Consider the following 12775-nt stretch of genomic DNA (forward strand, 5'->3'; position numbering starts at 1 on the left):
GTTTGTGAATGAATTTTCTTAGTAAGATAGTTTATATTTGTTAAAGAAATAATATAAATTTCTAACAAATTTATTGTTGACGGACAAAACTTATATTTTTTTTATGGTCAAAATTAAATATCAATATTTGTAGCAATAATTTTATGTTACCTTACTAAATAGAAAATCTCATTAAAAGTAAGAAAGGGAACTTAAATGAAAGAAAAAGATGAAGTTGTAGTTCATGAGAAGCATCATGAACAATCTGCATTTTCAAAAAAATGACTAAATTTCAAAAGTACTAGTTTTGGTCATTTACAAAATGTTGCCAGAGTTATTGTTTTTCCAATCGCAGTTCTTCCAATTGCTGGTCTATTTTTAGGAATTGGAGGAGGATTTGCGTCAGCTGCTGACACAAATCACTGAGGTGAAGGTATTGTTAATACTTTTACAGTTGTTAAAACAATTGGTAATATTATTTTTGCAAACCTAGGTTTATTATTTGCAATATCTGTGGCATTTGGTTTTGCTAAGGCAAGTAAAGGGGTAGCTGCTGTTGCAGGTTTCATTGCATTTTTAACAATGGAAGTGACAATATCTGCATTATTTATCCCAAATACAACCGCTGGTACACTTGGTTTTGATCCATGAAAATTAGGTGGAGATAATGGATTAATTAAAACTGGTGAAGATAATGGAATGTTAAAAAATGTTGATGGGATTTCACCAACATTAGATTTATCTGTACTTGGAGGTATTCTTGTTGGATGATTAACATCTCTTGTTCATAATAAAACATATAATATTAAAGTCCCAAAAGTGTTAGCATTCTTTGGGGGAGAAAAATTTGTCCCAATTGCAACATTCCTAATGGGGATTATAATGGGAAGTATATTATTCTTTGTATGACCTATGATATTAAAAGGATTATATGAAGTTGGTAGTGGACTTGGAGCTGCTATGGATAGTGGTACAGAGGCAAATAAACACTCTGCTGGTAAAACAGTTAGCGGAATGGCAATAACATTTATATTTGGTTTTATTGAACGTTTATTAATTCCCGCAGGATTACATCACGTTTTCTACTCACCATTTTGATATTCATCTGCTGGTGGACAATGAATTGGTCCAGATCCAAAACAAATTCATGATGGAATAATTAATGGTTGAAGTACAACATCTGGTTCATATAATATATTCTTTGAACAAATGAATTATATGGGAAAAGAGTATCAAATATCAGATTCAGCCTATAAGACATTATTAGGTATGGATGGTTATTCAAAAATTGCAAGTCAAGTATGAACTGATTCTGCTGGTATACACCACATAGCATATAATCACTTTACTATGGAAGTTGGAACAGTGTTCTCAAGTGGTAGATTTGCATTTATGCAATATGGATATCCATTCGGAGCTGCAGCAATTATAATGCTTTCTAAAAAAGAAAACAGATCAAGAACAATAGGTATTATTGGTTCTGCAGCAGCAACTTCATTCCTAACAGGAATTACAGAACCAATATTGTTCTCATTCTTGTTTGTTGCACCATTACTTTATGTATATGATGCAATCTTGGCAGGATGTAGTTTTGCAATTTGTTATGCATTAAACATAAATGTTGGGCAAGGTTTTGCAGCAGGATTTATTGATTACTCATTCTTTGGATTAATACCTTCATTTTCAAATGGGGTAGCAACACATGGTCCAAATACTATTGCAAACATGTGAGCTGGAAGATGTGGAGCATTATGAATTCCACTATACGGATTATTAATTCTATCACCAGCATACTTCTTTGGATTCTGAGGAATTATTATTTGAAAAGATTATAAAACACCAGGAAGAGGAGACGAAGTTGATGATGTTGCATTAGAAGCTGTTTCTGCTTCTCTAGCTTCTGGTACTAAACACGATATTACTAAAGAAGAAAAAATTATTAACGGTCTAGGTGGTGTAGACAATATTTCTGAATACAATGACACTAAAACATCACTTATAGTAAAAGTTAAATCTGCTAAAAAAGTTAATGAAGGAATTATTAAAACTTCTGGAATTAAAACAATTACTATCGATAAAAACAATGTTACTTTATTGACAAAAGATTCAACTGAAATAATGGAACTTATTGATAAAGCAATGTACAAAAAAGACAATAAAGAAATTGGTAAATCAAGTTCTGGATATAGTCATGATTATTTAGAAAAAATACTTCAAGGTCTTGGAGGACATGAAAACATTACTGTGTTGGATAATTGCGCAACAAGATTAAGAGTTAATGTTAAAGACGGTAACTTAGTTGATGAAAAAATTCTTAAAGAAGCAAAAGCAATTGCTGTTGTAAAACGCGGTAATAGTGTACAGCTGATTTATGGTGGAGAAGCACAAAATATTAAGGTTGCTTTAGAAACTATCTGAAGACGTAGTTAACATATTATTATTTAAATAGTGCCTTTAGGCACTATTTTTTTTGTCTTTATATATATTAAAATTTAATAAAATACGATTTTATTTAATTTTAATGAGATAATTTCTTTAATTAATTGTATTTTTTTCACATAAAAAAGAAATATTCAAATATAATTAACTTATAATTAATCAAAAAGAAAGGATAATTATGGCAAAAGAATTTAAAATATATGCCCCATTCGATGGGACAGTGGAGGAAATTTCAAAATTAGATGATGGTGTTTTTTCAGAAAAAATGTTGGGTGATGGTTTTTTCATTAATCCAGCAATTGAACATGGATCATTAAAAGTTTTATCTCCAGTTTTTGGACAAATCCAACAAATCTTTGAAACAAAGCATGCAATCTTTTTTAAAGATATAGAGACTGAAATATCAATATTAATGCATTTTGGTATAGACACTGTAACCTTAAAAGGTGAACCTTTTAAAATGAAAGTCTCTGAAGGTAAAAAAGTAAAACCTAAATCAAAAATAATGATTGTTGACCTTGATACAATTAAGTCTGCACAATTAAAATCATCAACACCTATTGTTGTTGACAAGGGTGATACTAACTTAGAATTTACATTCAAACTTGAAAAAAGTGGATCAGTTTTTGCTGGTGATCACATTGGAACAATTACTGTTAAGTAAATATTTATTTTAATAAATTATTATATCGTGATAATAAGATATAATCCAGAACCAATTCGCCTTAGAATTGGTTTTTATTATCGATATCTTTTTTTCTTAAAATAATTACTATAATACTAGAAATATATATGAATAAATCATTCTAAAATTAAGATAATAATAGTCATAAAAGAAATCTTAAATATTTTAATAGTTATATCGTAAGAAAAGTAAGTGCGATGGATGCTTAACCTCCAGTATACTCAGCTCCCTTATACTCACCCAGTTTTTTCATAAAAGGGAAATATTAATAAAAAAGAATATATTATCCTAACTTATCAACAAACATATTTTACTATTTTTTCTATTTTATATGATATACTAATATTGTAATTATTAAATAAGGAGAAAACAATGAATAAATTATTTTATATTTTTAGTTTATTAACAACATTTCCAACAACACTTACACCAGGTATTATTAACAATAAAATTAATGATAAATTAGAATATGACAAATCTATTGACCAAGAAGTTATCGACCTAAATAATATAACATTATCAAAATTAACAATAAATGTTTTTGATATTGCCAAGAACAACAACAAAGTAAATGATGACGAACTTTTTAAATTAATTATGGGAGAGGAAATAAAATTTAACAAATCAGAATCAAAGAATATTATGACCATATTAAAAGACTATTTAAAAAATCCAAATGATTGATTTTTTTTAAAGTTTCCAAAGAGTTATCCTAACCTAGGGAGAGATGAAGAATATAGTATTGAAATATTATATGCAGGAGAGGGAAATTTTAATGGTCAATTGACATTTGAAGTAACATTAAGTAATGATAATTCAGCAGAAAAAAAATACTTAATTGATGAATTTGGCAGCACAGATTTGGGTATATTAAATAATGATGATTTTACAGATAAAGAAAACTATATTTGATCAAAAATTATATCTACCAATCCAAGGACAGATGTTTCTCTATCAGATGTTTCTTTTATTGATATAAATTATCAATCAACCACAATTCAGGCTAATTCTAATAGCAATTTTAAGGGAACTATAGTATTTAAATATAAAACTGACTTTAATATCAATGGTAAGTTATCAACAGCTATAGCAAGAGTTGATTCATATTCAAATTCACAATCCGAAAGTAAAGAAAGTTGATCATCTATAAATTTCAAATTAGGGAGAGCTAAACTTCAAGAATCATTCTCTAAAATTTTATACAAATTAAATGGTTATACACGGGATAATGAAGATGGCAGAGATGTATTAAATAATATAAATTCAGATAGTAAAAATCAAAAAATTGGCCAATTAAATATAACAATGACAAATATTGATTTAAATACAAATAGCCAGTCAACAACATTAGTATCGAGAAAATACTCAAATGTTAACAATATGTCATCTTCGATTGAACTTGATTGGTTGTGACACGGAGATATATTAGATATAAAAATCAAAGTATCAGTAACTGCAGATGCAGAATGGTATAATGCTTATTGAGCTAGATCTGAGTGTCAAGCTTCGATAGATTCATTAGAATTTTCTTTATAAAATGAGTATTTTTTAATCATTTATAACATTATCAATATTTAACATTAATGTATGTCAGATGTCTAATTGTTTTTGGAGGTATTTTATGATTGATATCAAAGATCTAAATAAAATTTATGGTAAAGATATGGGAAATTTTGATATTAATATTAAAATTGAAGAAGGAAAAGCATTAGCAATTCTAGGACCAAATGGGTCAGGCAAATCAACATTGATTAGACAAATTATGCAATTTATAAAAATTGATAAGGGGTCAATCATATTTTCTCAAAGTAAATCTAATAATGAATGAGAAGAAATCTTAAAAGAAATTGGTTATATTTCTGGAGAATTATATTTATTTGAATATTTAACAGGAAAAGAATATTTAGAATTGACACTGAAATTTAAAAATAAAATTGACAATGATTTTTATCATAAGCTCGTTAAATATTTTGAGCAAAGGTAACCCTAAGGGGAGGAAATAATATTTACTCTCACTAGTAGAAAGGTTACTTTTTTATGAAAAAATATAGTTACAAAACAAAATATCAAGCAATATTAGACTATTCAAATGGAATGAAAATTTGTGAAATAGTTAAAAAATACAACATAACTTCTGGTTCACCGCTTATTTAATATTGGATTATTAGGTATAATAATATTGAAGAATTAAAATTATCTTCAATAAAAGAAGAAGAATATATGGTAAAAATTGAATCTGAAGAAATATTAAACAAGAAAAAAATGAAAAAACTGGAGCAAGAAAATAAAGAATTAAAATGGGAAAATGAAAAACTTAAGATGCAAAATAATGTGCTAAAAAAGTTCAATCCTTCATGACAGATACATAAATGAAGGAGAGGATGACAACTAAACCATATAAGCATCATTCATTTTGTAAAATATATATAAAAGAATTTAAAAGAACTGCGATTGTTAAAAAAATGTGTGATGCATTGGGAGTATCTGTAAGTAAATATTATGCATTCAAAAAACGTTTTAATTTGTTAAAAAAATCAGAATTCAAATACTGAAATTATCCACCTTTCATCCCTGAATATATATCAAAAGTTAATCCTAATGCAGAGGATATGATTACTAAATTTTATACAACATTTAATCCTCCTGAAAGCGCTTTTACAATAAATAAGTGAATAAACACTACATATAATGTTAATGTTAGTCAGAAAATCATTCGAGAATACCAATTAAAGTATCCTCTAAAATTTCCTGTAGCTGTTCGTTGAACTAAGAGAAGTAAGGCAGCGCGAATTAAACAAAACATTAGAAATGACTTAATTGGAAATGATACATATACAACATGTCCAGGACAAAAAATTGGTATTGATGGAACTTGATTTAAGGATCTATTTATAAATGGAAAAAAAACTAAGTTATTATGTGAAATTGCTTATGATTGATTTACTTGAAAAATTGTGTCATATTCAATCGGTGAAAGTGAAAATACACAAACTGTTGTTTCAACATTATATGGTATATCTAAATATCTGTCAAAAAATGACTTCACAAATTGTATAGTTCAAATGGATAGAGGTTCAGCCAATCTTTCCTATGAAGTTCTAAATTATGAAAATCATCAACACAATTTTATAATATCAATGTCTAATTCTGGTTTTAAGCACAATTCATCAACAGAGGCATTAAATGGTTGAATTAAAGAACAATTCTATTTATCAGTTGGAAATCACTTTAATTCACTTTCAGATTTTTACAAAGCATTCAAAACATTTATTAAAAACAAAAATTTATTACAAACTTATATTTACAAACAAAAAAGAGGTGAGATATTTATTTAACTTTCTCCCCTTAAGGTTAACTATGCTTTTACAGATTGGAATCTTAATAACAATTTTAAGGATACTTTCCCATCAATAATTTTGTTACCTCAAATAAAACTAAAAATTTCTAAAATATTTCAAAAAACATAATTAAAGATTTTAATAATTTTTAAATAGATTTAAGGAGTTAAAAACACTAAATTTAGTAATAAAAACTTATGTAATACAATGATTGCTAACATACTGGTAACCTTTTTTGAAATAATCCATATTTGAAAGAAATAAGCAAAAAAAAGAACGTGTATATTGCAAAACTCTAAATAGTGTTTAAAAAAACTAATTTTAGATTTAAGCATAGAATATAAATAGAATTGCATATCAATTTAAGTTTTGATATTTTTTTACAATAATAAAAAATAATATACTAAATACACATATTTATTATTTTTATTGTACAATAATTATAGGTAATTTTATTCTTATTATTTTAAATGAAATTGCCCAAATAGTTAATATAATATTAATTTTTATATAATTATCCATATCAAGGTTAAATATTTAATATCATTTTTAAAATATCTATAATAAGGAGATTTTTATGAAAAAATTTATTACAAGCTTTTGCAGTTTAGCTTTAGTTGCTACACCTTTATCTGTTGTTGTTAATTAAAAATTAATTAATAGTAATGAAAATGCAAATAATGAGAAATTGAACAAAAATATTTCTTGTGATACAAGAAATACAAAAAATAATTATAATTATATAAATTCAACAAAATAATTATTTAATTACATATTAAAATATAAACTTAATAAAACAATATTTGAAAAGTATCAATCTAAAAACCCAACACTTGGACAAACACAAAAACAAACTGGTGAATTTGGTATAATGTATCCAAATCATTGATATGAATGAATTACTGGGGAATGATCGCTGCATTTTATTCATGCTTTATGTGAAAAAATTGAAGAAGGTGAAATGGATGCTTCTGAAATAGCAAAGGGAATTTCTGAAGCAACAGAAGCTATTCCTAAAGCGTCTACAATTGCTGAGGCAGTAGCCTTGGGTATAATTTCTTCTGCGGCGGAAATTAAATTAATGGATTTAGGAAATGGTGTAAAAATTCAATTTTTAGAATATATTATGTTTAATTTAGTTTTATTACCAAGCGATTTTGATTGAAATTAGAGGTTCTTTAAATTAATTTATTATAAAAACTATCTAATATTATAATAAAGGAGGAATATAATATGTTAACATATGAAAGTTCTAAGAAATTAAATAAAAACGACCTTTCTAAAATTGATCACATATACTTTAGTCTTTATATCGCATCTGTCTGCACATTTTGCTCAGTATATACAGCTTTATTCGCTCTTGAAACTTTATTAAAGGATTAATCATATTTTATTAAAGAATATTTTGCATTTATATTTTGAATTATATTTGTTATTGGTAACATTGCACTTAGATTTGCAGATAGATTTCTACATAAAGATAGTCGTTTCTTTTTAAAACTTAGAAAAACAAAATCAAACATTATATTATTTTTTATTGGATTGGCCTTTCTATCAATAGGATTAATTGCAGTATTTATTAGATATTTAATATATCCATATACTAATAGAAGTATCATAGATATTGATGATAACTTTACCCCTGATAATGCTATATTAATCCTTAATATTTACTTTATACTATCAACAACTAATATACTAATTAATAGAGATTGGTTATTTAAATAACTTTCGATCTTACAAATAAATACATTCAATCTATTTTTACAATATATTGTAAAAATAGATTGATTAGTTTAAAATATGTTTTTTTATCAATTAAAATATCATTTCTTTTTGTAAGTGACATTTTAATTTTAAAAGCTAAAAAAAGAGATAACCACTATTTTGATAGTTATTTTTTTTTACTAATTATAATAGTAATATATCTAGCAATTATTTAATAAACTTGTAAAAATAGCTTTGGTCCAAAAAAACATTTAAATTTTGCTTATTATTTGTGAAAAAACTACTTTTGTTGTATTATTATTATAAACTTTATCATTTTAAGCTTATAAAATTGAAATATATTGGTATAATATTAAAAGAATTATGTTGAGATTTATAAATGACTAATAAAAATGTAAATATAATTGGAGGTGGACTTGCTGGTTGTGAAATTGCATGATTTTTAGCAAATAACGGTGTTATGGTTAATCTTTTTGAATCAAAAAAAATTAAAAAAAATGAAATTCAAAAATCAGATCTTTTAGCAGAATTGGTATGTTCTAATAGTTTAAGAAGTTTATCAAAGCTTAATGCGGCTGGAATATTGAAAGAGGAAATGAAACTCTTAAATTCATTGATTATAAAGGCAGCAGAACAAGCTAAAATTGTAAGTGATGATGCATTAAGTGTTGATCGTTTTATGTTCTCATCTTTTATAGAAAATACAATTATAAATCATCCAAATATCTCCTATAATAATGAGGAAATAACTAAATTAAACAATGATGAGATTAATATAATCGCAACCGGACCTTTAACTAGCGAGAAATTAAAAAGTTGAATAAAGCAAAACATTACCCAAGATGACATGTTTTTTTATGATGCTTCTAGTCCTATTGTTGAAAAAGACTCAATAGATTTTAGTAAAACATATTGACAAAACCGACATAAAAATGATGGCAAATATTTATGCGTAGGTTTAGACGAAAAACAATTTGAAGATTTTTACAAAGAACTTATTAATGCAAAAAAAACAAAATTAAATGAAATTGATAAAAATAACTTTTTTAAGGGTTGTCAGCCAATTGAAGAATTAGCGACAAAGTCTAAAAAATTACTTATCAATGGACCACTTTCTCCAAATAATTTGAATAATAATGATATTAATTATACAGCTGTTGTTCAGTTAAGGCAAGACGACAGTCTTGGCAATTTATTTAGTTTTGTTGGTTTTCAAACTAATCTTAAATGAGGTGAGCAAGATCGAGTATTAAAAACATTACCTGGAATGAAAAATATAAAGATTGTGAGATATGGTGTTCTTCATAAAAACTATTATTTAAACAGTCCCAAGGTTATCAATTTTAATCAACAATCAAAAGTTAATAATAATTTATTTTTTTCAGGACAAATAACTGGAGTTGAAGGTTACATTGAATCTGCTAGTAGTGGAATTTGGACTGGTATTTGTGTTTTAGCATATTTAAGAAATATAACACTAAGACCATTATCTAGAAGAAGTATGATTGGTGCACTAAACTATTATATTACAAATCCTCGTCATGAAAATCTAAAACCCATGAAAGCAAACCTGGGAATTCTTGACCAAAAAAATAAAAATACAAAAAGTGAATTTTACTCTTTTGACCAATCTCAACAAGAAATAAAGACATTAATTAACTATTTAAGACATTGTATGATTGAGAGCACTTAAGATAAAAATGAAGAAAAGCTGAGATATTTTTTTTAAAGAGTCTAAAATAAATAATGATATTAATATTTTAATTAACAAAATATACAATCAAAATATTAAAGTTTTCCCACCAAAGGATAATTTATTTAATATTTTTAATTTAGTAGAAGATGGGGATGTTAAAGTTGTAATTATTGGTCAAGACCCATATCATAGAAAAGACCAAGCAAATGGTATAGCTTTTAGTGTAAATAATAATATTAAAACTCCACCTAGCCTACAAAATATATTTAAAGAATTAGATAATGATTTAAATATCAACCATTTTAAAAATAATGATTTAAGTGAATGGGTTAGACAAGGTGTTTTATTAATTAATACAGTTTGAACTGTTAATAAAAACCAACCAAATAGTTGTAAAAATATGGGTTGAGAAAATATAACAAAAAAAATTCTTTTACACTTATTTGAAATAAATAAAAATATTATTTTTTGTCTTTGGGGAAAATATGCAAAAAATGTATTTGACCAACTAAATATTTATTCAAATAATCTTATCGTTTCTGGCCATCCTTCACCATTTAGTTATTATAAATATTTTAAAGATAGTAAGCCATTTTCAAAGATAAATAGTTTACTTTTAGAACTTAAAAAAATACCAATCTTTTGAGAAAAATAGCTTATATGAAAAATCAATATTTATAGTTATAAGATAAATATCAGATTCATTTTAAGAGTTCTTTTTTCAATTGAAATAGATAATGTCATGTGTAAATTATTTTAGAAAAATCTGCGATATAATTTTATATAAAATAGAATTATGAAATATATTTTATTTATTCTACAGATCACAAAATTTGCATAGTGTTTTACAAGTGTTAAAAAAAATTAAGTTACACATTTAAAACAAATAAATCAAAGGTACCTTAGAAAGAGTAAATAATATTATAATTTAGTATAAATAAATATTTGATGTCATAATTTTATCTAAAATAAATATTATAATTTTTTATAAGAGTATTCATTGATTCAATCTCACATTGACTTTCAACCTATAAAACAACAAATCCTAGCAAATCCACAAATTGTTAACGGTCAAACTAAATATGAACTAAGACCAGATTTCTTTGTAACCAAAGAACAATTAAATGTGTATTTACCTTTTTTAGGGGCACTTGATGGAAAAATAAAATTTTTTTAATCTGATGATAATCTTTTATCAGATTATGAAGGAAAAATACTTTCCGAAACTCGCCAAGAAGCCTTAGAAAAATCCTTTGTAAATTCTAATCTTTCACTTAAAAAAAGATATATTGCCTATGATGTTTTTGGCAATAGTATAACATCGAGTATAAGGGAAGATGATGTAATCTTAAAACTTCAAAATAAAATTAATATTGAGTCTAAAATGATAAGTGATAATGAATTTAAATCATGAAATAAAAACTTCAAAAAAGATTATAAAAGTATTATTAGTGATGGGAGATATGTTGTCTATAAAATTGGGTTGTTAATAATAATGGCAAGGATATATATTATGCATCATATGAGCAAGCTCTTAAGTCTGTAAAAAATAATTTTAGAGCAAGTAACATTGCTTTTGATTCAGAAGTACAAACATGTTTGTACAATTATATTGATAAAAACAATAAACTTGTACCAATCATATTTTTTAACTATGATATAGATCAAGCAATTGCAAAAATAAAAGAATATAATAATACAATATAAAAATAAATAAAAAATCATTTCCATATGGAAATGATTTTTAGTATGAATAAGGCACATTATTATGTAAATTTAATTATGTATAATAATTTGCAACATGTTTAATTTCAATGAAATATGAAGTAAATCAAGGTTTTCATCATTAATTTTCCTTGTAAAAGAAAATATTTAGCTATAATTTTGTCTTAAGTAGTTTTAAATGTTAGGTCAACTTTTCCAGTAAAGGCGCAAATTTCACCATCGGAATTTGATCCATCATTAGCAGTTATAGTAAATCCTGCCTCTTTTTTATTTGTAATTGTAACTGATTCACTATCTAAATTTAAATCCTTGTTGTTCTCATCTATATTTGATATAATCTGGTCATCTCCCATATCCTTAGAATAAGTAATAGTCAATTGTGTAGTTTTTACCACGTCACTAAGTTTAAGTTTTGGAACTTTTTTATACCAATCGGCTATTGATTTAATAGTGTTCGTATGATTTGTTAGATAATCATCGAAACCGAATTTATGATATGGACTAGTAATTGTGCTTATGTGTGACCCATCTGCATAATTAAATCCATCACCTTTGTCATTCGTTAAATGAAAATATAAATAACCAATCGCTGTTGCGGCATCCTCAAGAACAATAAACTTTTGATAATCATTGTTAGATTTTATAAATTCTTTTGTATCATTATTAAGTGAATCAACCTTCGGTTCAAGACTAATTTTTGGGTTATCTTTATTAGCCTGCATAATAGCTTTATAAGCTGCATCACTTATATTTTTGATTGTTTCTTTTTTTGAGGCCAATAATGCTTTTAGGTCATCAACAGATTTTGGATATTCCTTTGGTAATAAAGCCAATATATCTGAATCATCAGCTTTAGGACTATTATCACCACAAGAAATAACATTTGCACTTGTAGAACAAACTAACCCCATTGCTCCTAGTATTCCTAATAATTTTTTCATATTTATTACTCCTTTGTTTTTATTGAGAAAAAATATCGTTAATTAAATTATAGATATTTTTCTCACAGATATATTATATCATAATATTTTGCAATGTCTACTAATAAAGCCTTTTGAGGAAAATAATTTTTTATATAATAACATATTTTTTAATAAATTTTTGCTGTTTTGTGATGTTATTAACAATGAAAAATATCTAACTACAAGTGTTAGAACGCTAACAATCAATTGTAAAAAAATGATA

Annotated in this window: 12 protein-coding genes; 11 read left to right on the top strand and 1 reads right to left on the bottom strand. The window is 25.5% G+C overall.

Features of this window, described 5'->3' with window-relative positions:
• Window positions 1-195 precede the first annotated feature (195 nt).
• From AAHM97_RS01530 to AAHM97_RS01580, 11 genes are all read left to right on the top strand, one after another.
• Complete coding sequence (locus AAHM97_RS01530) at window positions 196-2409, top strand: PTS transporter subunit EIIC (RefSeq protein ID WP_342269195.1); 2214 nt, start codon at window positions 196-198, stop codon at window positions 2407-2409.
• Window positions 2410-2596: 187 nt separating this feature from the next.
• Window positions 2597-3082, top strand: a complete 486-nt coding sequence (locus tag AAHM97_RS01535; RefSeq protein WP_342269196.1) for a PTS glucose transporter subunit IIA — start codon at window positions 2597-2599, stop codon at window positions 3080-3082.
• 393 nt (window positions 3083-3475) lie between these two features.
• Complete coding sequence (locus AAHM97_RS01540) at window positions 3476-4639, top strand: hypothetical protein (protein WP_342269197.1); 1164 nt, start codon at window positions 3476-3478, stop codon at window positions 4637-4639.
• Between the two features lie 85 nt (window positions 4640-4724).
• Window positions 4725-5087: an ATP-binding cassette domain-containing protein gene (locus tag AAHM97_RS01545; RefSeq protein WP_342269198.1), complete on the top strand. Its 363-nt coding sequence runs from the start codon at window positions 4725-4727 to the stop codon at window positions 5085-5087.
• 236 nt (window positions 5088-5323) lie between these two features.
• Window positions 5324-5533 carry a hypothetical protein gene (locus AAHM97_RS01550; protein ID WP_342269199.1) on the top strand — a complete coding sequence of 70 codons (210 nt, stop codon included), beginning with the start codon at window positions 5324-5326 and terminating at the stop codon, window positions 5531-5533.
• A complete protein-coding gene (locus AAHM97_RS01555) occupies window positions 5485-6438 on the top strand; it encodes a hypothetical protein (protein ID WP_342269200.1) in 954 nt (317 codons plus the stop codon). Before AAHM97_RS01550 ends, AAHM97_RS01555 begins: the two co-directional genes overlap by 49 nt.
• An 874-nt stretch (window positions 6439-7312) precedes the next feature.
• Window positions 7313-7612: a hypothetical protein gene (locus tag AAHM97_RS01560; RefSeq protein ID WP_342269201.1), complete on the top strand. Its 300-nt coding sequence runs from the start codon at window positions 7313-7315 to the stop codon at window positions 7610-7612.
• Between the two features lie 62 nt (window positions 7613-7674).
• Complete coding sequence (locus AAHM97_RS01565) at window positions 7675-7824, top strand: hypothetical protein (RefSeq protein ID WP_342269202.1); 150 nt, start codon at window positions 7675-7677, stop codon at window positions 7822-7824.
• 724 nt (window positions 7825-8548) lie between these two features.
• Window positions 8549-9862 carry a methylenetetrahydrofolate--tRNA-(uracil(54)-C(5))-methyltransferase (FADH(2)-oxidizing) TrmFO gene (gene trmFO, locus AAHM97_RS01570; protein ID WP_342269203.1) on the top strand — a complete coding sequence of 438 codons (1314 nt, stop codon included), beginning with the start codon at window positions 8549-8551 and terminating at the stop codon, window positions 9860-9862.
• Between the two features lie 7 nt (window positions 9863-9869).
• On the top strand, window positions 9870-10520 hold the full coding sequence (locus AAHM97_RS01575; protein WP_342269204.1) for a uracil-DNA glycosylase: 651 nt from the start codon (window positions 9870-9872) through the stop codon (window positions 10518-10520).
• A 345-nt stretch (window positions 10521-10865) separates the two neighbouring features.
• The gene (locus AAHM97_RS01580) at window positions 10866-11042 is read left to right on the top strand and encodes a hypothetical protein (protein ID WP_342269205.1); all 177 of its coding nucleotides are present in this window, start codon (window positions 10866-10868) and stop codon (window positions 11040-11042) included.
• 712 nt (window positions 11043-11754) lie between these two features.
• Here AAHM97_RS01580 and AAHM97_RS01585 read toward each other — a convergent pair.
• Window positions 11755-12531: a lipoprotein gene (locus tag AAHM97_RS01585; RefSeq protein ID WP_342269206.1), complete on the bottom strand. Its 777-nt coding sequence runs from the start codon at window positions 12529-12531 to the stop codon at window positions 11755-11757.
• Window positions 12532-12775: the final 244 nt, after the last annotated feature.

The organism is Spiroplasma endosymbiont of Aspidapion aeneum (assembly GCF_964031045.1).
Classification (GTDB): domain Bacteria; phylum Bacillota_I; class Bacilli_A; order Mycoplasmatales; family Mycoplasmataceae.